This is a genomic window from Natrinema zhouii (assembly GCF_013456555.2).
Classification (GTDB): Archaea; Halobacteriota; Halobacteria; order Halobacteriales; family Natrialbaceae; genus Natrinema; species Natrinema zhouii.
Map to the genome: position 1 here is coordinate 582,233 of NZ_CP059154.1, position 26,508 is coordinate 608,740.

A 26,508-nucleotide genomic window follows, 5' to 3' on the forward strand; every position below is an offset into this window, starting at 1 on the left:
GTGTCGAATCGTCACTCACCGAGAGCCCGCTATCAGCCGATAAATCCGTAGATCGAGGCGCTCGAGGTCGATCACTGCCGAGCAGCGCTGCACTGGAATGCTGCGCTCGAGGCCGACTGTTCAGTCCCGATCCTCGGCGGCCGTCTCGCCAGCAGTCGACCCACCCATCGTTTCCGCTGGCACACCGGCAACCGTCGCCCCGGGCGGGACGTCGCGGGTGACGAGCGAGTTCGCCGCGATCCGGGCCTCCTCGCCGATCTCGACGCCGGGCAAGACGATCGCGCCGGCCCCGATCATCGCTCGTTCGCCGACGACGACCTCGCCGGTCCGATACTCGTCCTGAAGGAACTCGTGGCAGAGGATCGTCGCGTCGTAGCCGACAATCGCGTCCGCTTCGACGGTGATCAGCTCCGGCCAGAAGACGTCCGGCGTGGCCTCGAGGCCCCACGAGACGCCCTCGCCGACCGTGACGCCGAGCCGCTCCAGGAGCCAGCGTTTGAGCCGGAGGCTGGGCGAAATTCGGACGAGCCAGACGACGAGATAGTTGATCGCGACCCGGAGGGGGCTGCGGGCGGTGGTCCAGTGAGCGAGCGAGTTGCGCGGCCCGGGCGTCGCGTGGCGCTCGACGCGCTCGTGTCGCGGCGTCGTATCGTCGGAAGTCGTCACTGCCCCACCCTTTGACGTATCGCTACATGAAACTGACCACTGTGGACTGTGGAACCGTGAGACGACGGAATCGGACCGACGAACCGACCCTAACTAAGGAGGGAATATCGCTGTGTCCGTTCGCGAGGACGCATACAGTATGTCCCACTCTCAATCGAAGTCCCTCGAGGCGGAGACGATCTGGACGCTCTGTTCGAACCCAACGCGCCAGTCCGTGCTCGACGTGCTTCGGACGGTCGAGCGGGCGACGCCCGAGGAACTGGCCCATCGTCTCGTCCGGTCGGATCGCGATCTCGAAAGTGACGATTCCGGGCCCACCGCGAAACGAACGATCACTATCGCACTGATCCACAGCCACCTCCCACAACTCGACGCACACGACGTGGTCGACTACCAGGGTCCCGAAACGGCGGTAACGCCGGGGGAACACTTCGACGACCTCGTCTCGGTTCTCGACCGCCTCGAGGACCGGCCGTGACGAGAGCGAGTGGAACCAATCGCGGCACTCTGCCGCCGCTCGGCCGACAGCGATAATCACATACCCATCCTCACTCGCTATCGGGCTGCTCGACTGCACGTCCTCCCGGAAGTCCGACCAGATCCCGAAATTCAGGCCCCGAGAGTTCACAGCGGTAAGCCGGCTTGAACATCATGTTCGATCCGCCGGCCCGGACGTTCCACTCGGATTCGATTTCGTCGCGCAGGTAGTACTGCGGCCGTTCGTTGCCCGCTGCAACGTAGTAGTCGCTGAGTCGAATCGGCTCCCGATCGAAGAGCCCGCCGGGGGTCCGGCCGTCGACGATTACGACCGGCTTCTCGAGGTAGAGATCGTCCCCTTGGGCGCGTTTCGCGTGCGCGTTTTCCGGGTGGGCCGCGAGGATAGCCTCGCGCTCGGCCGGCGGTGTCTCCGGGCCGACGACAGCTACGTCGTCGACGGTGAAGTAGCCGATCAGATAGCGGTGGGCGCGGTCGCCGCCCGGTCGGCGCAGTCCGGCGTAGAAGCCGACGACGTCGCCCGGCTCGAGCGCGCGCAGCCGAGAGACGTACCCGCTGGTCCGGTGTTCGCCGTACGTCAGCGCCTCGAAGTTCGGATCCCGGTGGAGCGGCCAGGCCTCGAGGGCGTCGCCGGTGACGGTTTCGGTGCCGTCGTGGACCGGCTGCGGGGTGATTCGGGTCGTCAGATCGGCGGCGGTCCCGTCACCGGCTCGGAGCGCCCACGAGCCGAGGGTTTCCGACTCTGCCGTCTTGCGAGTCTTCTCTATAATCGGAACGTACTCGAAGCGGCCGTCGTCGTAGAGCGGCGCCAGCGCGCCGACGTTCGTGCTGTCAGCGCCGACGCCGGCGAGAACGACTGTCATTGAGCGATTCCTACTCGTCGATCGGAGCGACGCAGCGATAAGTCCGCCGAAAGATCGGTGCAGTCGGCCGGCCGAGTGCCGGCGGTGAGTCGGTGACCGATCCGATCAGGGATACGTCCCGCGAGCGACGTAATAGAGGGGGACGAGAAGGATGAGGAAGAGCACGCCGGTCGCGGCGACGCCGAGCCAGACCGTCGACAGCCAGCGCCCGGGAAGCATCCCGGCGACTTCCAGAATCCACAGGAGGCTGTAGACGCCGACGATCAGCAGGCTGGCGACGTACACCTGCAGGAGCCGGTCGACGACCCGGTACAGTGACGTTTTCGTGACCGCCGGCGGAAACGAGTCCTCGAAACGGCCGATCATCGACTCACCGGCCGGTCAGTGCAGCGACCGAGACCGTCGGTATCTGCGGAACGCACGTCGCTCGAGTGCTGGCAGCCGCGGATCGTCGATATCGAGACCATCGAACCGATACTCCACAGTGGTCAGTCAAATCGCTTGAATCTTTGTGCCGTTCGCGGCTCCTCGAGCGCACTCCGATCGACCGTCTGGACCGAGGACAAGTCGGGGCCAGGGTCAGCCTCGAGTCCTGACACAGAGCGGGCCGCCGTCGAACCGCGCCGCCCGTCCCGGCAGACGAGCGGCAGAGTGACGACGGCGAAAGGTACCCTTATCGGGCAGGGCGTGCCACTCTCGCCTATGCGTGTCACCTTTCTCGGCACGGGCAGCGCCATGCCCACGGGCGAACGCTTTCAGACAGGAATTCTCGTTCAGGCCGACGGCAGGACGCTGCTGATCGACTGCGGTGCCGGCTCGCTCCAGCGGCTCCAGCAGTCCGGCGTCGGCTACGAGAACGTCTCGACGGTCCTCCTGACGCACCATCATCTCGACCACGTCGCCGACCTGCTCCCGCTGATGAAAGCCCGCTGGCTCGCCGGCGAGGAGTACCTCGAGATCGTCGGTCCGCAGGGAACCAAGGCGCTGGTCGACGAACTGCTCGAGGTCTACGAGTACATGCAGGACAAACTCGAGCTACAGGTTCGCGAGATCGTCCCCGGCGAGTTCTCCGTCGCGGGATTCGACGTCTCGGCCTACGAGACCCGCCACTCGCTCCCGTGTCTCGCCTACCGCTTCGGTGATCTCTTCACGTTCAGCGGCGACAGCGAGGCCTTCGCGGGGCTGGCGAACTTCGCTGAGGGGTCGGCGATCCTCGCCCACGATTGTTCCTTTCCCGACGACGTCGACGTTTCGAATCATCCCACACCCGACTCCCTCGGGCGGGAACTGGCCGACCGTGAGATCGGCCGGGTCTATCTGACCCACCTCTACCCCCACACTGACGAGCGTCACGACGAGATGCTCGAGTCGATCGGCGCTCACTACGACGGCGACGTTCGGTTCGCCGAGGATCTCAAAACGGTCTCGATCGAGTAGTCATCACAGCGACAACCGCGTCATTGTCTCAGTTCCACGACCGCGTCGGCCCGCATTTTGCTCCGTCCGAACCCTGTCTCCAGTCTCTTGTGTAGCGTTTGTGCCAGTTCAGCGACGTGATTGCAACTTCCAAACACGTATATATGGCCGAGTTTGTAGGATCATAACAACAGAATGGTTCCCACCGAATTCTCACACACGAACAGAGAGGCGATCGAATGAGCGTGCCCGAACGACTCGCGGACGCCATCACTGCACACACACGGGTCGTACTCGTCGTCCTCTTGCTCCTGACGGCGCTCGTCGGAGCCGGAATGCCGATGGTCGACGACGACTCCTCCCTCTCACAGTTCGAGGGCGAATCCGACGAAGCGAAGGCCCTCGAGCGAATCGACGAGAACTTCACGAGTGATCAACGGGAAAATACGACCAGCGTCCAGCTGATCGTCCGCGGCGATAACGTCCTCGAGAAGGAATCCCTGATTTCGTCGCTCGAGTTCCAGCAGGAGATACGAGCCGACGAATCGATCAACTCGACGCTCGCCGAGAACCAGTCGATTACCGGCGTCGAGAACATCGTCGCGATCAGTGCGATCAGGAGCAACCAAGCCGCGGAACCGAACGAGTCCGGTGCGCAACGCCAGCAGCGCCAGGCAGCAGGGAACAACACGACCGAAGCGTCCGGAAACGGTGTCAGCCAAGCGCAGCCGTCGCTCGAGGCGCAGATCGAGGCACTCGAGGACCTGAGCGACGAGGAGTACGAGCAACTCCTCGAGCGGACATTGTCGGGAGAGAGCGCGGAGGACAACGTCGCGATCGCGTTCATGCCGACGTCCTACGAGCCAGGCAGTACGCAGGCCGACACCCGAATGACGTCGATCACCCAGTCGACCGCCGGCGACGGTGCGAACGGTATGGGTGGCGGCGCGATCAGCGACGAGATCATCGACAGTCAACTCGAGATCCGAGAGCTGGCTGAGACGCAAGAACAGGACTACCTCGTCTTCGGTGGCGGCATCATCACCGACGAGATCAACCGATCGATGGGCGACAGCCTCGCTATCGTCGGTCCGCTCGCGATGCTGTTCGTCGTCGTCGCGCTGTTGGTCGCGTACCGCGACCCGCTGGATATCGTCCTCGGGGTCGCCGGCATCGTCGCCGTTCTCGTCTGGACGTTCGGCTTTATGGGCTGGGCGGATATCGCGTTCAACCAGATGTTCGTCGCGGTGCCGGTCCTCCTGATCGGCCTGTCGATTGACTACGCGATCCACGTCTTCATGCGCCATCGCGAACAACGCGAGTCCGACGGGACTAGCGGGACCGTCCGCGGTTCGATGACGACTGCGCTGGGCGGCGTGGGTGCCGCCCTCGTCTGGGTGACGGCCACGACCGTCATCGGCTTCCTCTCGAATCTCGTTAGTCCGATCGGACCCATCCGTGAGTTCGGGATCGTCAGCTCGGTCGGCATCGTCGCCGCGCTGATCGTTTTCGGCGCGCTGATCCCGGCACTCAAGATCGAGATCGACGAGTTCCTCGAGTCTCGCGGCTACGATCGCCGCAAACGTGCGTTCGGGACCGGCGGCGGTCGCTTCAGCGAAATCCTGACGGTCGGCTCGAGCGCGGCCCGACGGATTCCGATCGTCGTCCTCCTCCTCGTCGTCCTGCTCACCGCGGGCGGCGCCTACGGCGCGACGCAGGTCGACACCAGCTTCCAGCAGGAGGACTTCCTCGCGGAGAGTCCTCCGGCGTGGACCCAGAATCTGCCCGGCGGGATGGCTCCCGGCGAGTACCACGCCAAGGACGACCTCGAGTTCGTCAACCAGCACTTCCAGCGCGAGGACAGCCAGGCACAGATACTCGTCGAGGGTGATGTCGACGACGACGAGTTCCTCACGGAGATTAACGAGACGCGGACCGACGCCGCCAGCGACGACGGCATCGCGTACACGTTAGCGACCGGCGAAGCCGACATCCAGGACCCGCTCTCGACGATGGAACGGGCCGCCAGACAGAACGAATCGTTCAACGAGTCGTTCACCGCGGCCGACACCGACGGTGACGGCGTCCCCGACGAGAACGTCTCGGCACTGTACGATCAGCTCTACGAGGTCGACGGGGAAGCCGCGAGCCAGGTCCTCCACCGGACCGACGGCGGCGAGTACCAGTCGGCTCGGATGATCGTCGCCGTCCAGGGGGACGCAACTGCCAGCGAGACGACCAGTGAGATGCGGACGATCGCCAGCGACCTCGAGGACGGGAGCGACGGGAGCTGGAGTGCAATCGCCACCGGCGATCCGATCGTGAGCTACATCGTCGAACAGGACCTGCTGGACACCGTCCTCGAGAGTCTCGTGATCACGCTCGTTGCGGTGTTCCTGTTCCTCACCGCGGCCTACTGGCTGACCGGAGCCAGCGCCTCGCTGGGTGCCATCACCCTGCTTCCGGTCGCGTTCTCCGTCAGCTGGATCCTGGGGACGATGTACCTCATCGGGATGCCGTTCAACGTGTTGACGGGGATGATCACGAGCCTCACCGTCGGGCTCGGGGTCGCCTACAGCATCCACGTCAGCGAACGCTACAGGCTCGAACTCGAGCGCCAGGGCAATGTCTGGTCGGCACTGCGGACGACCGTCACCGGCACCGGTGGGGCACTGCTCGGCAGTGCCGCGACCACCGTCGGCGGCTTCGGGACGCTCGCCTTCGCGATCCTCCCTGCCCTCCGGCAGTTCGGGATCATCACCGGGCTGACGATCACGTACGCGTTCCTCGCCAGCGTCGTCGTCCTCCCAACGCTGCTGGTGCTGTGGACTCGGTACTTCGGTCCGGACGTCTCGTTCGACACGTCGGGTGCGCGATCGGGAACGGCAACCGCGAGCGACGGTGGAACCGTCTCCGAGCAGGGTGACGAGGAGTGAGCGGCGATCGAAACGAGGCCGTCGAGGCCTTCGAACAGCTCGGTCTCACCAGCTACGAGGCCAAAGTGTTCATCGCGCTCCACCGACTCGGCGCAGGGACAGCCAGAGACGTCGCCGAAATCACGGACGTCCCGCGATCACAGGTCTACAGCGTCGCTGAGAGCCTGGAGGATCGCGGCCTGCTCGAGGTCCAGCAGTCGAACCCGATCCGGTACCGGCCGGTCAGCGTCGACGAGGCGCGGGACACCCTCCGGACCCAGTTCGAGCGCGAACGGGATCGGGCCTTCGAGTACGTTGAAACCGTCAAGAACGAGCCGACCGGCGAGGAGACGCAGGAGGACATCTGGACGGTTCGCGGTCGCGACCGGGTCGACGATCGAACCGCCGATATCCTCTCACAGGCGGAGGATCGGATCGTCTTCGGGACCCGTCTCCCCGAGCTCGTCACCGACTCGGTCGAACGGGCCATCGCGGAGCGCGCGGCGGCCGGCGTCGCGGTACTCGTCGTCAGTCGAACGGAAGCGGTTCACGACCGCTTCGCCGACATCGAAAACGTCGTCGTGGAACGGCCGCCACCACACCGGTCGGACGACGAGCGATCGGGACGGATCGCTATCGTCGACGACGATAGCATCCTCCTGAGCGTGATCGGCGACGGCAGCGAGACCGCGTTCTGGAGTTCGGGCTCGCTGTTCGCCACCGTGCTGATTCAGTTGATCGAGGCCAGCGACGAAGTACAAGTCGGGTAGCTGAAACGGTCCGCCGTCGCACAGCTACTCGAGGCGATACCGCAACAGCGCCGCGATCCCGCCGAGATTGGAGAGCTGCTGGCCGGGCGGAAACTCGCTCGAGAAGACCGTCACGTCGCCGCCTTTCTGTTCCGTCGTGCGAACGATTTCGTCGACGCTGATCGCCCACTCGCCGTCGGGACCGCGTTCTTTCTGTAACCGGTCGTCGAGGACGAGCAACCGTTCGATCGCGCCGAACTCGGCGGCCTGCTGGACCTGCTCGGGACCGTACGCCGCCTTCGCACCCTCGGCCATCCGCCGGGTGAGTTCGTCGATGTACTCGGCTTCGCTCTCGATGCGGGTCTCCTCCTGAACGTCGGCAACGGCACCGCGCTTGAGCACCTCGTGGACGCCGCGGTCGCCGACGGCCGCCGTGTCGACCATCGTGATCAGGTCGGCGACCTCGGGCTCGTTCTCCTCGAGGTACTTGTAGGCGTCCTGTTTCGTGAATCCAGGGCCCGCGAGGATGATCGCGTCGACCTCGAGTCGCTTGAGGACCGTCGCGAGCTCTTCGAACAGCTCCGATCGCCCGCGGGCGTACTCGCCTTTGCCGGTCGTCCCGGTGATCGTCGCCCGCTCCTCGGTGCCGTACTGGGCGACCAAGTGGACGTGGGCCTGTCCCTCCTCGACGGTCGCGATGGCGACGTCGGGGTTTTCCGTGGCCTCCTCGGCCTCCTCGAGGCGGGCCTCCTGATCCGGTTTGAACCGCTTCTCGATCGAGAGTTCGTCGCGCGCCTCGACGTTGAGCGTATGGTGAAAGCCGAGCTGATCCTCGCGCGAGCAGGCGACGATCTCGCCGCCGACCCGCAATCGATTGGCAAACTTGTGAAACTCGACGGTCTCGACGGCGATGGCGACCCACATGTGTTCGCGCTCGCCGCCCGTGTCCCGCATCTGGTCGTCGTTGCGCTGGATCCGCCGGGTCGTGTCGCCCGCGACGCGGTCGCCGGGCTCGAGGACGTACTGCAGGTGCCAGAGATCGTCCACGCTCTCCGGGACGACGGTGACTCGTTCGCGGCCACCCTCGACCTGCTCCCGGTCTTTGATCTGCATGGGCGTGGGTTTGCGGGGTGGCGGTAAGTGGACTGCGATCCCGCACTCGCGCGCTCGAGTCCGTTACCGAACGAGTGCGATACCCGCCGCTCGCCGTAGCGCCGATGAAAGCCGCTCGTCCATACCGGAAAACGCGGCCGCTATCCCGGTCCCGAGTCACGGTAGCGAGTCGCTTCCCTCGCGGGGTTTTCACCCGCCCCGTCGTCGGCATACGCCGGTAAGCATTGCCCGGGGCGACGGATGAAGGGCCGCGGGCGACGAACCGGTCGTATGACGATCGCAGTTCGAACGCTGGACGACGCCGCGTGGATCAGCGTCAACGACAGCCGTCAGGTAAGCGTCAGCGACGTCTGGACCCTCTCTCGCGGCGTCTTTTGCGACTGTGAACCCGCGTACGTCCTCCTGAAAGCCTTCGTTGACGTCGGCGTCGACGGCCCGATCGTGGTCGCGGACGCGATCGGACAGTGTCTCGACTGCGGCACCCGCGACTCGATCGACCGGCTGCCCGTCGGACGCATCGTCGACGGCGACTTCCGGCCGTACGACCCCGAGGGTGTCCAGTGGCGCGTGGAGCCAGATACCGAGAACCCGTGAGTCGATGGTGGCGAATGTGTCCGGGACCGGCGAGTACCGGGGAGAACTGACGGCAGACGGAGAGGCTTATACGTTCCCGCCATAAAGCGGATTCAATGGCTAGCGACGTCGAGCAGTGGAAGGACGAACTCTACGGGACAGATATTCGCGACGAGATCGAACGCTTCGCCGAGGAGGGTTGGGAGTCGATCCCCGAAGACGAGCGGGACGCCTGGTTCGAGCGCTTCAAGTGGTACGGACTGTACCACCAGCGGGCCGGCCAGGAGTCGTACTTCATGATGCGGATCGGTCCGCCGGGGGGCGTCCTCGAGCCCGGGCAGTTCCGATGCATCGTCGAAATCGCGGACGAGTTCTCCCGCGGGCCCGCCGCGAACCCGGAGTTCGGCAACGGCTGGCTCGACGTGACGACCCGCCAGGCGATCCAGCTTCACTGGATCCGCCTCGAGGACGTCCCCGAGATCTTCGAGCGACTCGAGGACGCCGGTCTCTCGACGGTGCAGGCCTGCGGCGACTCGTGGCGGAACATCGTCGGCTGTCCCGTCGCCGGCAAGGACAAACACGAGCACATCGACGCCGACGCACTCGCGAACGAACTCCACGACACGTTCAAGCAAAACGAGGCCCACTCGAACCTCCCGCGCAAGTGGAAGGTGTCGGTGACCGGCTGTGACGAGGGCTGTGGCCAGGGCGACATCAACGACCTCGCGTTCGAGCCCGCCGCAAAGGAGATCGACGGCGAATCGGTTACGGGCTACAACGTCCGCGTCGGCGGCGGCCTCTCGCGAAACGAACCGCGCTTTGCGCGCAACGTCGATATCTTCGTCACGCACGACCAGGCCGTCGAAGTCGCTGGCGGGCTCTCGGCGCTGTTTCGCGACCACGGCGACCGCGAGGATCGGTACAACGCGCGTATCAAGTTCCTCGTCGACGAGTGGGGGCCCGACAAGGTTCGGGACACCCTCCAGGCGGACTACGTCGACTTCGAACTCGAGACCGCGGGCGAGGACCTCCGCGAGTCGTACTCGTACAACGCAGGCGAGGCCGACGGTAAACACGACCACGTCGGCGTCCACGAGCAGGTCGACGGTAACCACTACGTCGGCCTGAACGTCCTCGTGGGCCGAATCGGCGTCGACGCGGGCTACGAACTCGCCGACGCGGCCGAGGAGCACGGCTCGGGCGAGGTGCGACTGACCCAGCGCCAGAACATCATCCTCACGGACGTTCCAACGGAGAATGTCGACGACCTGCGCGCGGAATCGGTGCTCGAGGAGTACAGTCCCGATCCCCACCCCTTCCAGCGCGGGTCGATCGCCTGTACCGGGACCGAGTTCTGTTCGCTCTCGATCGTCGAGACCAAGAACCGGCAGGTCCGGTTCGCCCGCTGGCTCAAGAGCAACGTCGAACTCCCCGAGGGCGTCGAGGACTTCCACATCCACCTCTCCGGCTGCACCGCGTCCTGTGCCCAGCCCCAGATCGCCGACGTCTCCCTGCGCGGCATGAAGACCCGCAAGGACGGCGAGCCGGTCGAGGCGCTCGACATCGGCCTCGGCGGCGGCCTCGGCGAGGAGCCGCAGTTCGCCTCGTGGGTCACCGAGCGCGTTCCCGCCGACGAGGTGCCGGGCGCGATCGCGAACCTGCTCGAGAACTTCGACGAGGCGCGCGACGGCGAGGAGAGTTTCCGCGAGTTCGTCGCAGCGCGCGACGACGAGGAACTCGCCGCCCTCATCGAACCCGAGGAGACGAGCTACGACGATCCGTACATGCACAACACGAAGCGCACCTGGTATCCCTACGCCGAGGACGACGACCTCGACGCGAGTCCCGCGCCGGCTCGCGCCGACGGGACGCCGATCACCTCTGACGACTGACACCAACCCGGTAGTCCGGATCTGCGGACCTCGGTGCTGACTGTTCTGCAACGGTCGTTTCGACGGTTCCGGCTGTCGGGCGGCCTAAGTGCGTTCGCCCGCTCTACGGAGACATGACCGATCGACTGATGAAAGTCAACGCGTACACGACGCTCGATCTCGTCGACGCCGTCGCGAAAGGGAAAGCGTTCGAGAGCGAGGCGTTCGCCGTCGCGAACGCGACCTCGGACAAGGAGAACCCCGACCGCGTTCGACTACAGTTCGAACTCGACAACATGACCGAAGAGTACCTGCCCGCGCACATGGAGGAACTCGAGTTGACGCCCGAGCAGGCCCGAACCCTCGCGGCGGACCTCGAGAAACACGCGACGCGTGTCGAGGAGGCGAGCGTCGACGAGTAAGACCACTGAGACCGGGGCCATTCGGGCTCACGCTCTCGACGGAGAACCCGCTCGGACGGAGCGCCGCGATCGGTGCCACCGGTGTTTGCCGCCCGATCGGAACCGCCAACTACCGATCGAACACGAGAGATACGTCCCACGTAGCCGAAATTCGTGCTAATTGACCTCATTTGACATAGGTAGGGAGCGACGCTATCCTCGTTGCGCGCCTTCGTTCTGGTATGAACCTGGGATACATAACTCAGTTAGAAGACTTCGGTGCCCGTTCGCTCGTGACCCACGCCATCATGGCACTGACGTTCGCGGGTACGATCGTGACCGGACTGTTCGTCGGTGGCGAGCTGGGACTCGTCTCGTTCGTCGCGTTTCTCAACTTCACCGCCGGGGTGTGGATCGCGCAATCGATCCACTCCCTCGGGAACGCACGGACCGACGATTCGTACAACGGGGTCCTGGCGGTGTTGTTCGACACGACCGGCGAAAAGAGCTACCACGGACTCGATACCGGTCGACTGGCTCGACTGCTCACGTTGATCGCGGCCGTGACGGCGAGCTCGCTACTGGTGTCCGGGGAGGTCCTCTCCGGTGCGGCAGCCTCGATCGGTGCCGTCGCGATCGGCGTCGTCGCGCTCGTGACCGCGATGGTCGGCTTCCTGATCGCGATGGGGTCATCGTACGACGCGTCCGAGCGAGCGGTGACTCGCAGCGCCGAACGCGACAGGGAGGGCGCCGAGTCGGGACAGTCCGTTCCCTCGACGACCGAGTTCGATGACGACTCCGACGTCCGGATCTCGATCCACGAGATACACATGGAGGACTCCTCCGCCGACCGTCGGTAGTCTCACTCCGCGGAATCGGTCCTCGCCCGTGCTATCCCTTCGACCAGCGATCCGTCGGACACGAACGGACGGACATCGACCGTGTCGAGAACCACGCCGACGCGGAAAAACTAGGTAGCGACGCGACCGAAACCCGACGGCTCGGTATCGGTACGGACGACGGCAGTCAGTCAGCTACCGTCTCAGTCCCGGAGTTCCTCGAGTTTCCCTTTCGCCTTCTCGAGGCCGGACTCGAACGTTTCCTCGATCTCCTCGACGGAGCGTTCGACGTAGTGGACGCGTTCTTTGGGGACCCGCCGAACGATGTCATTTCCGTCGTCGTCGGTCCCGTACGCGAAGAGCCAGTGATCTTGGAAGTAGGCGATTCGGTCGTTGTCGACGGTGGCCCGCTCGTCGTTCTCGCCGGGTGTCTCGTAGACGATCGTCGCGGTGCCCAGCTCCGGCTCCGTGTCGGTGTCTGTATCGATATCTACCATGGTCGTCACGTCCACCGTCGGCCGTGTAGTCGTGGACCCGGCAGGTGCAGCCCGTTCGAACCCCGAAAACGCGAACGCGTCCCAGCGAATCGCGTCCACACAGTCAATCGGACCCGGACTCGGTCGAGGAGTTCGAGTGCTCCTCCGCGTTCGTGTCGCGAACGCCGCTGTCATCTGTCGGCGTCGGTTCGGCGTGCTCCGCCTGATACGGTTGAGTGCCGGGGCCGAGCGCCAGGAACACCACGAACCCGATTGCGATTACCATCGCGGCGATGATGACCCAGCCGATGACGACCGGCCCGTCGAATCCGCCGAGCACCGCGGGGACAAGCGCCTCGAGTAGTGGCATCATCGGCTGCGCTAGTTCGGGACCACCAATCAGTGTTGAGCCGTCTATATCGGGGTCGCGGTCCGACCTCGAGCCACGCGGCATGAGGGAGTTACGCAGCCGTCGTCGATCCGACCAGTTCGCCGCGGATCCGTGTCTTACTCCTCGCTGATTCGACTGCCGCCCGGCGGCATGAAGTGCTGGATCCGGTCGGGGCTCGCGATTTTGCGGACGAACGTCTCGTCCTCGAATCGTTCCCGGAACGTGCGGTAGAGCCGCTTCGCCGTGTCGGCCTGTGCGTACCGACCGGGCTCGAGTTCGATCGTCGTCACCGCCCGATCCTCGATGGCCGACGACGGCCCGCCGATCACTCGCGTGTACGGCTCGCACTGAATGCCGACCGCCACGTCGACCGGCGTATCGCGGTAATACGTTCGATCGCCGCGGATCGCGAACCCGCCCTTCTCGAGGTACTCGCCGCTCTCGGGGGTCTTCGTGACCTGATCGGAGTCGACGGCGTAGACGTCGCCCGCGTAGCGGCCGTCCTTCCAGACCGACGAGTAGGAGACGGCGAACCGGGCGGCCTCCTCGATGCTCGATTCGGGGAGTTCGATATCGCTCGAGGAGGCTTCGCTGGGATCGGTCGCCTTCAATACGGTGACCGGAGCGCCGTGGGCCTGCGTGTGGAAGACTTTGTCACCGGGCTCGAGGTACTTCTTGACGAGTTCCTCGTTCTGGTCGGCGTTGCGCCCGCCGATCACGAGGAAGTCGTCGCTCGTCTTGAACCAGCGGAACCGATCGAACCACGGTTCGTTCTCGCGGATCGGCACCGACGGCTCCGCGAGCCAGTCGCGTTGTGTTTCCTCCTCGTCGGACTCGTCTTCGTCCGCGCTCTCGCCGTCGTCGGCTTCCCACTCGTCGCGGCGGCGCTTGGCGTCCTCGAGATCCTCGCGGGTGTTCTCGATGGCCGCGAGCGCGCCCTCCTTTTTCTCCTCGACGCGCTTGGCCTCGGTGTAGAGCCGGTCGGCATTCTGCTCGACGCCCTGCTGGGTGACGAGTTCGATTCGCTCGCCGCCGATATCGACGGTGACCGTCCCGTCGCTGCCGTCGACGTCGACGACCGCCTCGGCGGCCTCGATACCGCGGTCGGCTCCCGCCTCGAACCGCTCCCTGATCTCGTCCCACGGGCGGTCCTGCTGCCGGGCGTTCTGGATCGTCGAGAGGATCTCGTCGACCAGTCCGTACTCGGCGTAGAGCAGTTCGGCCTGCTCGCGCAGCGAATCGGCCTCCTGTTCGAACCCCTCGATCGCTCCCTGCTGTTGTTCGATGATGCGCTCGTGTTTGGCGATCTCCGACCCGAAATCCGGCTTCTGGTCAGTCGGGTTCGACTCCTCCTCGTCGTCCAGCTCGAGCCGGAAGAAGTAGTCGTCCAGCGCGGTCAGGAACGAATCGTACGGCTCCGCGGCCAACTCGGCCCGTTCCTCGAGCGGGAACGGGGTCACGTCGACGACGTGGGCGTCAGCGGCGTCGGCTTCGTCGGTCGCAGCGTCGTCAGCGTCGCCGTCCGCCCCGCTCTCGTCCTCGCCGCCCTCGAGATAGAGCCGCGGGTCGAAGTTTCCGTTCCGGATGTCGAGCGCGAGCCGCTCGATCGCCGCGTAGAGCCGATCGTAGACGTCCTCGTCGGCGTCCGGAATGTCCAGTCCCTTCTCGACGCCGGCGCGGGTACACAGCTCCTCGGCGTAGAAGCCGCCGAAGTTGAGCTGCGTCGCCAGCGTCCGGACGACGTCCGTATCGGAGTCGTTCATCTCGTGATCGAACGCCTCGCGGGAAATCGTCAGCGGGTTCGTCCGGGAGTCGGGGAACTCGTAGCGCGACCCCGGAACGACGGTGCGGGATTTGAGTCGGACGGTCTCGAGGCAGTCGATTACCTCGTACTCGCCGTCGGTGACGGCGACGTTGCCCTGTCCGAACAGTTCGACGATGAGCCGGGTCGTGCCGTCCTCGCGCTCGAACGTGAACTCGAGGATGCGGTCGAACTCGTACTGCTCGACGCCGGCGAAGTCCGCGCCGGAGAGTCGATTGCGGAGCATCATCGCGAACTGGGGCGGTCGGCCGGGGGCGTCGGGAACGCGCTCGGGGGCGACCGTGTGGGCTCGCTTGACCTCGCCGACCTCGAGAATCAGCTCCATGCGGCCGCGGTCGAAGTCCCGCATCTTGAGCCGGACGAGGTCGTCGCCGTAGCGATAGGCTTTGTCCACCTTCGCCCCCTCGTAGGCCCCGAGTTCGCCGACGAGGGCCGCGAGGTCGACGCTGGTGAGTTCCCGCTTTGGATCCATACCTCACACTGCCCGTCCCGGTCAAAAAGACGTGTCGCTCCGACGCCAGCGCCCAATTCCAGTCGACCGCATAGTGAGGAGCGGATCATCCCTCCCGGCGATCGCTGGCTGTTGTCGGATCGGTTCGGAGAATTCGAGGACGTTCAGCGGATGGTCGGTCGCGAAATAGCTGTTACCGAGTTGGGAGCCTTGTTCAGACCGGATATCATCGGTAGAACGTCCAAAATGTTATGTTATATGGTCATCCGTATCTCACTATGGCCCCCTCCAAAACTCGTCGAGAACTCCTCACGGCGGGCGGAACAGCTTCGATTAGTGTACTCGCAGGGTGTGCGGGCGTACTCGGTTCGAGAGAACTCGCACACGAGGTAGAAGTCTACAATAGGGAAAAGATAGCACGTACGCTTTCCGTGACGGTTACGGATGACGGTGGAGACGAACTCTACCAACGGGAATTCACCCTAGAGGGCGAACGCGCCGAGGAGGACACTGAACCATTTACCGGCTCCCCGACGACGATCACCATGGCAGTGGATAACGGCAGTCCGTCGGAGCAGTCCTGGCCGGAGACGAACTGTGAGGACCGGGGCAAGAAGTCGGCCGGCGGTATCGGCGTCTATCTGACAGCCGAAAGCGGAGTACAGATTGAATCCACATGTGCGACGGTTTACGCGGAATAGAGACTCCATCAGCGCCAACTCGAGAAGCAGCCGCCGTCGGAGGTCGGAAAGCCTAATCCTCGCCGTCCCCCAGCACCAGATATGCACAACGCTGTCGGCGGCACCACGCACGATCCGGCCGGGACGTTTCCGCGTCGCGGGCATCGAGACCAAGCAGCCGATCCCCCCGGAGGTCGTCACGCATGAGCGCGGACGACGATCTCCCGTGGCCGGACGTCTCCCGGTTTCCCGACTTCCTCGAGCACCTCCACGCGGAGGACGGGGCCACGGTCCAGGGAATCATCGATCGGGTCGACGCCGACATCGACATGGACGGGATGGCGTACCACGACCGGGGCATCCGCGTACCGGGCTACGACGCCACCTTCGTTCCGGAACCCGAAGGATCGCGGATGGTCCCCGCGTTCAGCGTCGAGGTTCACACCATCGGTCCCCGGAGCGTCTGGGCGGTGTTCGACGCGACGCTCTCGTGGGACTTCTACCTCCTCCAGTCCGAGGATATCGCTGCGATCGCCTGGGTGAGCGACGAGGAGTACAACGCCGAAGAGGCGGGGCTATTCATGTCGAAACACGACGCCCTCGCCGCGGGTCGGTTCTCCTTCGGCACGTTCGTCTACGCCGGCGAGGAGTGGGCGGAACAGCGCGACCTGATCGAAGGGACTGACGCGCCGGCGTTCCTCCGTCGCGACGACGGCAGCACTCTCGTACCGACTGATCAGGCCGATTTCTACGATGTCGTCAATTCGACGCCCGAGGACTTCCGCACGAACGGCGGGAACGCACCCTCCCACCTCGGATTGCTCGAGCTCGAGGTCACGATCGACTGACGAGCCGCGACCATCCATACCCAGCGGATCGGCAGCGACGCAGTGTCCGACCTCGACGCAATCGCGAACGGCAGTGTGTCCCTCGATCGCAAGCGTTTTCGACGCGGCAACGAACCGACTCGTATGTCACCGATGGGTGAGGTCGTCCTCATCGCGACGATCGCGGGCTGTACGACCGGGATTGGGGCGCTCCCGCTCTTGCTTACCGATCGGATCAGTCATCGCGTCTACGACGGCTCGCTCGGTCTCGCGTCCGGTATCATGGTCGGTGCCGCCGTCTTCGCCCTCATTCTTCCCGGTCTCGAACTCGGTTCGCCCCTCGAGGTCGTCGCCGGAATCCTCGCGGGCGGCGGGTTCTTGCTCGCGGTCAACGCCATCGTCCCGCACCTGCATCTCCTGTTCCGCGGCGAGCAGGTCGAAGGCACGTCGACGCTGCGCGATCCCGCGGGCGAATTGCCATCGGTCGAAGCGGAATCCGACGGCGGACCCGTCACCGACGGGGACGGCGACGACCTGCGTCGGGCCGCGCTGGTCGGCGGAGCGGTCACCATCCACAACGTTCCGGAAGGGCTGGCGGTCGGAATCGCCTTCGCCAGCGGTGAAACCGCACTCGGGCTCGCCATCGCGACGGCGATCGCCGTTCAGAACGTTCCCGACGGATTCGCGATGGCGGTCCCCGCAGTCAGAGCCGGCGTTTCCGCGCCCAAGACGCTCCTCTACACCACGCTCTCGGGCGGGGTGCCGGAACCGATTGCCGCGGCCATCGGCTTCTCGCTGGTCGCCGTCGTCTCCGGCATCTTCCCTGTCGCCGCCGGCTTCGCCGCGGGTGCGATGATCGCCGTCGTCTTCCGGGAACTCATCCCCTCGAGTCACGGCCACGGCTATGCTGACACCGCAACGGGCGCCTTCGTGCTCGGGTTCTCGATCATGCTGATCGTCGACACTGTCCTCGCCGTCTAATCGACAGGTTCTCGTCTGCCACTACGTTAGCCATCGCTCGACTGTCATCGTTCCGAAACATATTTCAGTTTATTTTCATAATCTCGAGTATGGCTTCTCGAGAGAACAAGGTCATCGCCGCCGCGTTCGTCCTCTTCGTTGCCGCCTTCGGTATCGGCGGAGCCCTCGGGCTCGAGGGGCCGATTTTCGGTGCACTGGTCCTCGTCGCGATTCCGATTCTCGGACCGCAGCTCTATCTCGCCACCACCGGCGACGACGGGGTCGCGCCCGAAACCTGAATCCGCGTGAGCGTACTGCTCAGTCTCCTCCTGCTCGGGCCGATTGCTATCACCGGGTCTGGCCGCGAGCGAACGGTCATCGGGGCGATCCTCCTCGTCTTGATCGTCGGACTCCTCGCGTACGAGTTCTACGGATATCGGAGTCGAGCAGCCGATCGCTGACGCCACCCGAGACGCTGACGGCGGTGCGTCGAACGACAGGGACAGGACGAGCGAACCGCGTCGAACTGAACGAACGCGGCAAAAGGGATGGCCGACGAGCGCGCCGCCGCGGTCGCTCCATGGGGGCCGAGCGACGGGGTGGGTCCGGCGCACTCGAGCGGGTGCAAGTGCAGTGTGCCGCTGTCGGGGTGGGGAGCTGACAACGGTGCCGATAGTTGCCGGCACGCGACACTATCACACTCGACACCATAAATTTTCCCCTATAGTTCATAATCACAAAGTGCTCTCAGTGAAATTGTTTTCACTCCGATCGGGTCACTGGGTCGAGTTTTCACAGAGAAACTCGAGGCGAACGATTGTGGCTATCGCCGGAGAAACAGTCAGAGCCGTTTGCTGACGTACGGTCCGTCCTGGTGATAGCCGAGTTTATTTCGATAGTACTCTCGAGCGCCGATGCCGGAGATCACGCTCAGTTTGTCGTAGCCGGCGTCGGCGGCGAGTTCTTCGGCGTGATCCATCAGACGGCGGCCGTAGCCCCGATGCTGGTGCTGGTCCGTCTCGCCCTCGCTTCCGACCGTCACTTCCGAGCCGTAGACGTGGAGTTCCCGGATCAGGGCCGTGTTCTCGAGTTCCGGTCGAACGGGATCGTTCGGGAACCGGAGCCGACAGAAGCCGACGAGGAGGTCCTTCTCGAAGTCCTCGAAGGAAATGAAGTGCTCGGTACCGCCACAGGCCTCGTAGCTCATCACGTCGAGTTCGACGTCGTCCGGTTCGTCGTCGTGCATCCCGGCCTCTCGACAGCGGATGCACTCGCACTCCCAGCCGTGCTCGTCCATGCGCTTGCGGGCGAGCTGCCGGAGGTTCGACTTCCAGACGCCGGCGTCGATGAAGTCCGCCGGAATGTCGCGCTGGACGCGCTGGAGTCGGGTGTAGCGGGGGATCATGTCCTTGATCTCCGCGACCAGGTCGGCGGCCTCCTCGTTCCCCAGGGGCTCGTACTCGTCTTTGTGCCACCAGTCGTAGGTCGCGGTGCCCCGCACCACGAGCGTCGGATAGATCTTCAGGTAATCTGGCTTCCACTGCTCCTGTTCGAAGAGCCGCCGGAAGTCCTCGAGACACATCTCCTTGCTCATCCCGGGCTGGCCCGGCATCATGTGGAAGCCGACCTTGAACGCCGAGTCCCGCAGCCGCTGGTTGGCGTCGATCGACTCCTGGACGCCGTGACCGCGGTGCATATCCCTGTTGACGCGCTCGTAGGTGGTCTGGACGCCGACCTCGACCTTCGTCCCGCCGAGATCGAGCATCCGATCGATCTGCTCGGGGTCACACCAGTCGGGCTTCGTCTCGAACGTCGTTCCGATGTTACGGATATCTGCGGTCTCGTTTTCCGCGATGACGTCCTCGAGATATTTGAATTCGTATTCTTCGGGGTCCTTGGCGAAGCTGACGCCCTGGGCCGGTTCGGGCTCCTTGTCGACGTCGTAGTCGTTCATCGCCTCGAGTGCGCGCTTGACGAACCACTCCTGGTAGTCGTGGCTGCGGGCGGTCATCGTCCCGCCCATCAGGATCAGTTCGACCTTGTCGACTGGGTGGCCGATCTGACGCAGTTGCTCGAGTCGCAGCGTCACCTGTCCGTAGGGGTCGTAGTCGTTCTGCACCCCGCGGGCGGCGGCGGGCTCTTCGCCCGTGTAGCTCTGCGACGACGAGAACTCGGAGTCGGGGCCGCCGGGGCAGTAGAGACACTTGCCGTGGGGACACCGCTCGGGCGAGGTCATGATCGCGACCGGCGAGACGCCCGACGCCGTGCGGACCGGCTTGCGCTGGAGCACGGGCTCTAAGTCCTCGCGGTGCTCCTCGGGCGCGTAGTCCAGCAGTTCGGAGTTCTTGGGCACCTTGGGTGCCGAGTGCTCCGAACAGGCCTCGAGTTTGGCCTTCTCGACCTCGTCGCGCTCGACGTCGCCGGCGAGGATCCGTTCGACGAGCGTCTTACAGACCCGCTCGAACGCTTCGGTTTCGGTCGGTTCTGGCGTCTCGGTACTCACTAGGGGTGATTCGTCGCCGTTCGCGAATAAGCGTGTCGGACTCGCCGATCGGAAACGGTCGGATTGGCTTGTGAGTGAATGAGTGAGTGAGTGTCATCCCCTGCCGTACGCGATTCCCGCAACCGGTCCGCCGACCGAAAGGTAACCGTTTAAGGGCGGTCTCGCCCTACCCCCGGCGTACTGAATGTCTCCCGACCTGGCGATGGTCGTCGCCGCGGTCGCGCTGCCGTTCATTGCCGCAGCACTGACGCCGCTGTTCTTTCGCGTCCTCGGTGAGGGAACCGGGTTCGCGGGAACCGTCGTTGCACTGGCGTCGTTCGGCCTCCTCGCGACCCAGTACGGAAGCGAGGGAAGCGTCGCCCTCGAGTGGATCCCAGCGCTGAATATCGCGCTCCGATTCCACGTGGACGGCTGGGCACTGTTGTTCGCGCTGCTGGCCTGTGGGATCGGCGCGCTCATCTTCACTTACTCGCCCGCGTACATGCACGGACAGGCGGGACTCGTCAGGTACTACGCCGCCCTGCTCGCCTTCATGGGTTCGATTGTCGGCGTCGCACTCGCAGCCGACCTGATCTCGATCTTCCTCTTCTGGGAACTCACCAGCCTCGCGTCGTTCGTCCTGATCGGCTACTACACCGCCGACGACTCCTCGCAGTACGCCGCCCGGATGGCCATGTTCATCACCGTCGGCGGCGGCCTCTTCTTGCTCGTCGGGTTCCTCTTCCTCTCGATCGTCGCCGGCGACGTCCTCGGTCCCGGAGCCGCGTTCGATCTCGCCGCGATGCTCGAGGAGTCCGACGCGATGGCGGCGGCCCTCCGAGAACGGGGCCTGTTCCTGCCGGTGCTCGGGCTGCTCGCGATCGGCGCTGGGACCAAGTCCGCGCAGGTCCCGCTGCACTTCTGGCTGCCCAACGCGATGGCGGCACCCACGCCCGTCTCGGCCTTCCTCCACTCCGCGACGATGGTCAAGGTCGGCGTCTACTTCATCGGTCGCGTCCGTCCGATGCTCGTCGGCCCCGAGTGGCTCTTCCTGTTCGCGACGCTCGGCCTGACGACGATGACCGTCTGTGCGATCATGGCCGTCGCGTCGACGGACATCAAGGAACTGCTCGCCTACTCGACGGCGAGTCATCTCGGGCTGATGGTCGCCGGTTTCGGCTTCACCTCCGTCTACGGCGCGGAGACCGGCGTCTTCCACCTGCTCAACCACGCCCTGTTCAAGGCCGCCCTGTTCTTGGTGGCCGGCATCGTCGCCCACGAGGCCGGGACCCGCGAGATCACCAAGCTCGGCGGGCTCCGCCACGATCTGCCGGTAACGGCGGTGATCACCACGGTCGTCGCGCTCAGCATGGCCGGTATCCCCCCGTTCAACGGATTCTACTCCAAGGAACTGCTCTTCGAGGCCGCCGTCGAGGCGAGCCACCACCACGACATCGGGATTCTGGGCTGGCTCTTCCCCGCCGTCGCCGTCTTCGGTAGCATCTTCACCGTCCTCTACTCGCTGCGATTCCTCTCGCTCTTCTTCGGCGAGCGACCCGAGGCGCTGGGCCACGTCCACCGCCCGCCCGTCACTCTGCTCGTTCCGCCGACAGTGCTGGCGCTGCTCGCCGCGGTCGTCAGCGTCGACCCCCAGCTCGCCGTGGACGCGATCGTTCAATCCGGCCTCGAGGCGACGGCGGTCGATCCCCAGGAGATGCACGTCGGCATCCCGACATCGTACTCGACGCCGGTGGGGATGAGTGCGGTCACGATCGGCGTCGGTCTGGTCGCGTACCCGTTCTACGGGCGACTCCACGACGGCATCCGCGGATTCGTGGGTTCGACACCGCCGATCCGTCCGAACTGGTGGTACGACACGATCGTCGAGGGGCTCTCCGACGAGGGCCGGTCGTTCGCCGAATACGTCCACGACGGCCACCTCCGGACCTACGCGTCGTGGACGCTGTGCGCGACCTGCGCGCTGGCCCTCACGGGGTTCGTCGCAGCCGGGGCCATCGCACCGGCCGAGTTCGGCCTCGAGGCGACCCCGTCGATCACGCTCGTGTTGCTCGTCGCGGTCGTCGGCGCGCTCGCCGTCGTGCTCTCCGATACGCACGTCGCGGGCGTCCTCACGCTCTCGATCCTCGGCTTCATGATCGCGATCTTCTACATCCTCGCGAGCGCGCCCGATCTCGCGCTGACTCAGCTCGTCGTCGAGACGCTCGTGCTCGTTATCTTCTTGCTCGTCATCGAGGAGATTCCGTCGTCCGACCGAATCGAAATCGGAGCGCCCGTCCGCGACGTCGTCCTCTCGCTCGCGGTCGGTGCGACCGCGTTCGTCACGGTGCTCGTTACGACCGGCGCGCGCCCGGACGGCTCGAGCGACATCGCCCGCTACTACGCCGAACGGGCCGTTCCCGAGGGCGGCGGCACCAACATCGTCAACGTGACCCTCGTCGACTTCCGCGGCTTCGACACGCTCGGCGAGCTCGCCGTGGTCGCGCTGGCCGCGATTTCGATCCTGACGCTGATCGTCATGCGGGGTCGCAGCGAGGGCGACGCACTCACTGATATGCCGAACGGGAACAACGAACTGACCGACGACGAACTACCGGACGACGAACCGGCCGGAACCCGTCGCGACGGCGGCAGTTCCGGAGGTGACGACGAATGACGACGGTCATCATGCGCACGACCGCTCGAGCGATCGTCCCGATCATCCTGGTCGTCGCGATCTCGCTGTTCTTCGAGGGACACAACCTCCCCGGCGGCGGGTTCATCGGCGGCGTCCTCACGGTGACGGCCTTCGCGATCGTCTACATGGCCTTCGGGCTGGACTTCCTCGAGCGGGGAATCCTGGGTCGCGACGTCGATCCGGGCAAGGAGCCCTCGCGGGACCGCGTCGTCGTCGCCTACCGCCGGCTCTTCGCCTACGGCTTCGCGATCGCGGTCGCCAGCGGACTCGCACCGTTGCTGTTCGGTCGCAGCTTCCTCACGCAGACGTTCGTCATGCTCGAGGGAGTCCCGATCTACGATCACCTCGAGGTCGCGAGCGCGCTGGCGTTCGACTTCGGCGTCTACTGCGTGGTCGTCGGTGGACTGCTCACGATCCTCTCGGTGGTGGGTGCGGAATGACGGCGATCGTCCTCGCGGCCGCAGTCGGCGCGCTGTTCGCCCTCGGGACCTTCCTCCTCCTGCGGCGGGACCTGATCCGCGTCGTCTGGGGACTCGCGATCATCAGCCAGGCCGCGAACCTCTACCTGCTGTCGATGGGCGGGATCGCGCCGGCGGTCGCCGACTCGGTCCCGATCCTCGCCGGCCACGGCGAGCACGTCCCGGAGACGGCCGATCCGCTGGTCCAGGCGCTCGTGTTGACCGCCATCGTCATCGGCTTCGGGATGACCGCGTTCGCGCTCGTCCTGTCGTATCGGGTGTACGAGGAACACGACACGCTGGACGTGACGAAACTCGGTGATCGCGAATGACGGCGATCGAGACGGTGACGACAGCGATGATGACGACGCTGACGGTGATAATGACTGATCGAAAACGGACGCTGACGGCACCGACGGGTGATCGCCGATGACGACGACGCCCGTCGGCACGGAATCGACGCTCGTGATCGCACCGATGCTGGTCGTACTCGTCGCGGCCGTCGGGACGCTGTTACTCGGCCAACGTCCGCGGGCTCGAGCGGTCGTGAGCCTCGCCGGCGGGGCAGGCTACGCGATCGCGGTCGCGGCGATCGACTGGTATATCGTCCTCGCACCGGACGCGCCGGGGATCGCGACCTACCAGGTCGGCGACTGGCCGGCGCCCTTCGGCATCACGCTCGTCGCCGACGGCCTCTCGGCGTTCATGCTGACGATGGTCGCGATTCTCGGCATCGCATCGCTCGTCTTCTCGACTCGCCACCTCCCCGGCGGCGAGGGACGCAGTTACTACTTCCCGCTCTTTCACTTCCTCGCGCTGGGGGTTACCGGTGCCTTCCTCACGGGCGATCTGTTCAACCTCTTCGTCTGGTTCGAAGTAATGTTGATGGCCAGTTACGTCTTCGTCGCCTACAGCGGCGGCCCCCAGCACACCCGTGCCGCGTTCTGGTACGTCACGCTCAACCTGCTCGCCAGCGCCATTTTCCTGCTCGGCGTCGGCGGGATTTACGCGACGACGGGGACGCTCAACATGGCCGATCTCGCCCAGCGCCTCGCCGAGCCGGCGGCCTACGGCCTCGATCCGATTCCGGTCGTCGGCCTCCTCGGCTTGCTCCTGTCCGTCTTCGCGATCAAGGCCGGGCTCGTCCCCTTCCAGTTCTGGATCCCGACAGCCTACCGGGCCGCGCCGCCACAGATCACCGCACTGCTGGCCGGCGCGACCAAGAAGGTCGGCATCTACGCCATCATCCGGCTCTCCTTTACCGTGTTCGCCGGCGCGGAGGTCGCCGTCGACCTGCCGCTCCCGCTGGTAGACGTGGCCATCGCGGGCGACTCGCCGCTGCCGTTCGTCGGCGCGGCGCTGTTCGTCATGGCCACCGGCAGCATCCTCGTCGGCGGCATCGGGGCCGTCGGCCGCGACTCCATGGAGGGCGTCTTCGCCTACTCGAGCATCGGCCAGGTCGGCTTCATCGCGATCCCGGTCGCCATCGCGGCGACGACGACCGGTCCGGCGCTCCGAGAGTTCGCCATCGTCGCGGCGCTGGTGTTCGCCCTCAACCACACGCTGGCGAAGGGACTGCTCTTCCTCGCAGTCGGCACGGTCCGGTCGGCAACCGGGACGAGCCGCTTCGCCGACCTCGGCGGACTGGCCGGCCGATCGCCGCCGCTGGCGATTGCGGTGTTCGTCGCCTCGCTCGCGCTCGTCGGGATCCCGCCGCTCTCGGGCTTTTTCGGCAAGTTCCTCGTCTTCGACGCCGCCGCTCGAGCGGGGGCCGGTCCCGTCCTCGTGCTCTTGCTCGTCGGGTCGCTGTTGACGATCGCTTACGCGACCCGGATGTGGAATCAGAGCTTCTGGGGCGCGCGGACGCCGGCCGTGGAAGCCGCGACAGTGGATTCCGTCCAGGTAGCCGTGCTCGTCGTCCTCGCGGTGGCTATCGTCGCGGTCGGCGTCGGCTTCGAACCGGTCTACGAGTTCGCGGAAACGGCCGCCGAGGCCGCGCTCGACACCGAGGGATACGTCGACGCCGTCGATCCACAGGACGTGAGCGAACTGGGCGACTCGGGCGGGGGTGAGCACTGATGCGAGTGCGAACCTGGCCAGTCGCCGGTGTCGTCTTCGCGGTTCTGTGGGTGTTCGTCGTCGGACAGTCGCTCACTCCGATCTCGCTCCTCCGGGGCTTCCTCTCGGGACTCGTCGTCGGCCTCCCGGTCGCGTACGTCTTCCGGCGGCTGTACGGCAAGTACGTCGATCTCGGCCGCGGGGCTCGAGCGCTCCCCTACGCCGGGCTCTATCTCGGTACGTTCACCTGGGAGCTCCTGCGGGCGAACCTCGACGTCGCCTATCGAGTGCTCTCGCCCGGCATGCCGATCGAGCCCGAGGTGATCCTGGTGCCGCTCCGGGTCGAATCCGATATCGCGATCACCGTCATCGCCAACAGCATCACGATCACGCCCGGGACGGTGACGCTGGACTACGACGACGAGACGAATTCCCTCTACGTTCACGGCGTCAACGGCCGCGATCCCGAAGCGATCGCCGAGCCGATCCGGACCTGGGAGAACTACGCCCTCGAGCTGTTCGACGAGGACGCGTCGCCGTCGGACCCGCCGCCCGAAATCGTCGTCTCCGGCGGGGAAAGAGACAGTACCACGGGTCCCAAAGGCGGAGGTGTCGACGATGACTGAGAGCGATCCAGCCGCCCTCGAGATGGCAATCCGGGCCGCGTTAGTCCTCGTTAGCGGGCTCTGTGTGCTCTGTGGCTACCGCGTGATCCGCGGGCCGACGAACCCCGACCGCGTGGTCGCGCTCGACGCCATCGCGACGAACGTCGTCGCGATCGCGGTCCTGTTCGCCCTCCTGACCGACCGGGGACTCTTCATCACCGTGAGCCTCGTGCTCGCGATCATCGGCTTCATCGCGACCGTCGCGGTCGCCAAGTTCGTCACCGAAGGCGAGGTGATCGAATGATTCATACCGCCGTCATCATCGCGCTGATCGTCGTCGGCGTCTTCTTCCTGACCGTCGGCACGGTCGGCCTCTTGCGCCTGCCAAACGTCTACAACCGGATGCACGCCACGAGTAAGCCGACGACGCTCGGCACTGCCGCGATCTTCCTCGCCGGCTTCGTCGAGTTCGGGCCCGGCTCGGAAGGCCTGACTGCGCTCATCGGGATCGTCTTCCTCTTCCTGACGGTGCCGACGGGCGCGCATATGATCGCCCGCGCCGCCGAGCGGATCGGGATCCCCTTCCTCGGGAGCGTTACCTGGCCCGACCCGAACGCGGTCGAACGGTCGGAGCGATCCGAGCGTGTCGATCGGCCCGACCGCGCCGAACGATCGGACGAGACAGAACCGACCGACGACTGA

At 65.4% G+C, this 26,508-nt stretch carries 28 protein-coding genes; 20 read left to right on the forward strand and 8 right to left on the reverse strand.

What is annotated here, in order from left to right:
* Positions 1 to 120: 120 nt before the first annotated feature.
* Positions 121 to 666 (reverse strand): acyltransferase, encoded by a 546-nt coding sequence (locus tag HYG81_RS21555; protein ID WP_180841745.1) that lies wholly within the window; start codon positions 664 to 666, stop codon positions 121 to 123.
* Positions 667 to 805: 139 nt separating this feature from the next.
* Here HYG81_RS21555 and HYG81_RS21560 point away from each other — a divergent pair, with 139 nt between their 5' ends.
* The gene (locus tag HYG81_RS21560) at positions 806 to 1,144 is read left to right on the forward strand and encodes a DUF7344 domain-containing protein (RefSeq protein ID WP_180841746.1); all 339 of its coding nucleotides are present in this window, start codon (positions 806 to 808) and stop codon (positions 1,142 to 1,144) included.
* Positions 1,145 to 1,214: 70 nt separating this feature from the next.
* Here the strand turns inward: HYG81_RS21560 and HYG81_RS21565 are convergent, their stop codons facing one another.
* Both HYG81_RS21565 and HYG81_RS21570 read right to left on the reverse strand, forming a co-directional pair.
* Positions 1,215 to 2,024: an Nmad3 family putative nucleotide modification protein gene (locus tag HYG81_RS21565; RefSeq protein ID WP_180841747.1), complete on the reverse strand. Its 810-nt coding sequence runs from the start codon at positions 2,022 to 2,024 to the stop codon at positions 1,215 to 1,217.
* A 105-nt stretch (positions 2,025 to 2,129) separates the two neighbouring features.
* Positions 2,130 to 2,390, reverse strand: a complete 261-nt coding sequence (locus HYG81_RS21570; protein ID WP_180841748.1) for a hypothetical protein — start codon at positions 2,388 to 2,390, stop codon at positions 2,130 to 2,132.
* A gap of 336 nt (positions 2,391 to 2,726) precedes the next feature.
* Between HYG81_RS21570 and HYG81_RS21575 the strand changes: the two genes are divergently transcribed.
* From HYG81_RS21575 to HYG81_RS21585, 3 genes are all read left to right on the forward strand, one after another.
* Positions 2,727 to 3,461 (forward strand): MBL fold metallo-hydrolase, encoded by a 735-nt coding sequence (locus HYG81_RS21575; RefSeq protein WP_180841749.1) that lies wholly within the window; start codon positions 2,727 to 2,729, stop codon positions 3,459 to 3,461.
* 218 nt (positions 3,462 to 3,679) lie between these two features.
* Complete coding sequence (locus HYG81_RS21580; protein ID WP_180841750.1) at positions 3,680 to 6,376, forward strand: efflux RND transporter permease subunit; 2,697 nt, start codon at positions 3,680 to 3,682, stop codon at positions 6,374 to 6,376.
* The gene (locus HYG81_RS21585) at positions 6,373 to 7,125 is read left to right on the forward strand and encodes a TrmB family transcriptional regulator (protein WP_180841751.1); all 753 of its coding nucleotides are present in this window, start codon (positions 6,373 to 6,375) and stop codon (positions 7,123 to 7,125) included. Before HYG81_RS21580 ends, HYG81_RS21585 begins: the two co-directional genes overlap by 4 nt.
* A 24-nt stretch (positions 7,126 to 7,149) precedes the next feature.
* Here the strand turns inward: HYG81_RS21585 and HYG81_RS21590 are convergent, their stop codons facing one another.
* On the reverse strand, positions 7,150 to 8,217 hold the full coding sequence (locus HYG81_RS21590) for an mRNA surveillance protein pelota (protein ID WP_180841752.1): 1,068 nt from the start codon (positions 8,215 to 8,217) through the stop codon (positions 7,150 to 7,152).
* A gap of 270 nt (positions 8,218 to 8,487) precedes the next feature.
* Between HYG81_RS21590 and HYG81_RS21595 the strand changes: the two genes are divergently transcribed.
* From HYG81_RS21595 to HYG81_RS21610, 4 genes are all read left to right on the forward strand, one after another.
* A complete protein-coding gene (locus tag HYG81_RS21595) occupies positions 8,488 to 8,811 on the forward strand; it encodes a DUF8134 family protein (protein WP_180841753.1) in 324 nt (107 codons plus the stop codon).
* Positions 8,812 to 8,906: 95 nt separating this feature from the next.
* Positions 8,907 to 10,682 (forward strand): nitrite/sulfite reductase, encoded by a 1,776-nt coding sequence (locus tag HYG81_RS21600; RefSeq protein ID WP_180841754.1) that lies wholly within the window; start codon positions 8,907 to 8,909, stop codon positions 10,680 to 10,682.
* 113 nt (positions 10,683 to 10,795) lie between these two features.
* A complete protein-coding gene (locus HYG81_RS21605) occupies positions 10,796 to 11,083 on the forward strand; it encodes a DUF6360 family protein (protein WP_180841755.1) in 288 nt (95 codons plus the stop codon).
* Between the two features lie 221 nt (positions 11,084 to 11,304).
* Positions 11,305 to 11,922: a hypothetical protein gene (locus HYG81_RS21610; RefSeq protein ID WP_180841756.1), complete on the forward strand. Its 618-nt coding sequence runs from the start codon at positions 11,305 to 11,307 to the stop codon at positions 11,920 to 11,922.
* A 182-nt stretch (positions 11,923 to 12,104) separates the two neighbouring features.
* Here the strand turns inward: HYG81_RS21610 and HYG81_RS21615 are convergent, their stop codons facing one another.
* The 3 genes from HYG81_RS21615 to rqcH form a co-directional block, all read right to left on the reverse strand.
* Positions 12,105 to 12,398, reverse strand: coding sequence for a hypothetical protein (locus HYG81_RS21615; protein ID WP_180841757.1), 294 nt, complete (start codon positions 12,396 to 12,398; stop codon positions 12,105 to 12,107).
* A 103-nt stretch (positions 12,399 to 12,501) separates the two neighbouring features.
* Positions 12,502 to 12,750: a hypothetical protein gene (locus tag HYG81_RS21620; protein ID WP_180841758.1), complete on the reverse strand. Its 249-nt coding sequence runs from the start codon at positions 12,748 to 12,750 to the stop codon at positions 12,502 to 12,504.
* Between the two features lie 134 nt (positions 12,751 to 12,884).
* Complete coding sequence (gene rqcH, locus HYG81_RS21625; protein ID WP_180841759.1) at positions 12,885 to 15,062, reverse strand: ribosome rescue protein RqcH; 2,178 nt, start codon at positions 15,060 to 15,062, stop codon at positions 12,885 to 12,887.
* Between the two features lie 257 nt (positions 15,063 to 15,319).
* On the opposite strand from rqcH, the gene HYG81_RS21630 reads away from it, so the two are divergent.
* From HYG81_RS21630 to HYG81_RS21650, 5 genes are all read left to right on the forward strand, one after another.
* Positions 15,320 to 15,742 carry an Ig-like domain-containing protein gene (locus HYG81_RS21630; RefSeq protein WP_180841760.1) on the forward strand — a complete coding sequence of 141 codons (423 nt, stop codon included), beginning with the start codon at positions 15,320 to 15,322 and terminating at the stop codon, positions 15,740 to 15,742.
* Positions 15,743 to 15,924: 182 nt separating this feature from the next.
* Positions 15,925 to 16,569, forward strand: coding sequence for a hypothetical protein (locus HYG81_RS21635; RefSeq protein ID WP_180841761.1), 645 nt, complete (start codon positions 15,925 to 15,927; stop codon positions 16,567 to 16,569).
* Between the two features lie 123 nt (positions 16,570 to 16,692).
* Positions 16,693 to 17,529, forward strand: coding sequence for a ZIP family metal transporter (locus tag HYG81_RS21640; RefSeq protein WP_180841762.1), 837 nt, complete (start codon positions 16,693 to 16,695; stop codon positions 17,527 to 17,529).
* Between the two features lie 89 nt (positions 17,530 to 17,618).
* Positions 17,619 to 17,807, forward strand: a complete 189-nt coding sequence (locus HYG81_RS21645; RefSeq protein WP_180841763.1) for a hypothetical protein — start codon at positions 17,619 to 17,621, stop codon at positions 17,805 to 17,807.
* A 6-nt stretch (positions 17,808 to 17,813) separates the two neighbouring features.
* Positions 17,814 to 17,969, forward strand: a complete 156-nt coding sequence (locus HYG81_RS21650; RefSeq protein ID WP_180841764.1) for a hypothetical protein — start codon at positions 17,814 to 17,816, stop codon at positions 17,967 to 17,969.
* A 380-nt stretch (positions 17,970 to 18,349) separates the two neighbouring features.
* On the opposite strand, the gene HYG81_RS21655 is transcribed toward HYG81_RS21650, so the two are convergent.
* Positions 18,350 to 20,011 (reverse strand): tRNA uridine(34) 5-carboxymethylaminomethyl modification radical SAM/GNAT enzyme Elp3, encoded by a 1,662-nt coding sequence (locus HYG81_RS21655; RefSeq protein ID WP_180841765.1) that lies wholly within the window; start codon positions 20,009 to 20,011, stop codon positions 18,350 to 18,352.
* Between the two features lie 184 nt (positions 20,012 to 20,195).
* Between HYG81_RS21655 and mbhE the strand changes: the two genes are divergently transcribed.
* From mbhE to mnhG, 7 genes are all read left to right on the forward strand, one after another.
* Positions 20,196 to 22,664, forward strand: a complete 2,469-nt coding sequence (gene mbhE, locus HYG81_RS21660) for a hydrogen gas-evolving membrane-bound hydrogenase subunit E (protein WP_180841766.1) — start codon at positions 20,196 to 20,198, stop codon at positions 22,662 to 22,664.
* On the forward strand, positions 22,661 to 23,125 hold the full coding sequence (locus HYG81_RS21665; RefSeq protein ID WP_180841767.1) for an MnhB domain-containing protein: 465 nt from the start codon (positions 22,661 to 22,663) through the stop codon (positions 23,123 to 23,125). The genes mbhE and HYG81_RS21665 overlap by 4 nt, the downstream gene beginning before the upstream one ends.
* Complete coding sequence (locus HYG81_RS21670) at positions 23,122 to 23,475, forward strand: sodium:proton antiporter (protein ID WP_180841768.1); 354 nt, start codon at positions 23,122 to 23,124, stop codon at positions 23,473 to 23,475. Before HYG81_RS21665 ends, HYG81_RS21670 begins: the two co-directional genes overlap by 4 nt.
* A 97-nt stretch (positions 23,476 to 23,572) precedes the next feature.
* Entirely contained in the window at positions 23,573 to 25,222 is a 1,650-nt protein-coding gene (locus HYG81_RS21675) for a complex I subunit 5 family protein (protein ID WP_180841769.1), read from the forward strand.
* A complete protein-coding gene (locus tag HYG81_RS21680; protein WP_180841770.1) occupies positions 25,222 to 25,827 on the forward strand; it encodes a Na+/H+ antiporter subunit E in 606 nt (201 codons plus the stop codon). Before HYG81_RS21675 ends, HYG81_RS21680 begins: the two co-directional genes overlap by 1 nt.
* On the forward strand, positions 25,820 to 26,110 hold the full coding sequence (locus tag HYG81_RS21685) for an MrpF/PhaF family protein (protein WP_180841771.1): 291 nt from the start codon (positions 25,820 to 25,822) through the stop codon (positions 26,108 to 26,110). Before HYG81_RS21680 ends, HYG81_RS21685 begins: the two co-directional genes overlap by 8 nt.
* Complete coding sequence (gene mnhG / locus HYG81_RS21690) at positions 26,107 to 26,508, forward strand: monovalent cation/H(+) antiporter subunit G (protein ID WP_180841772.1); 402 nt, start codon at positions 26,107 to 26,109, stop codon at positions 26,506 to 26,508. The genes HYG81_RS21685 and mnhG overlap by 4 nt, the downstream gene beginning before the upstream one ends.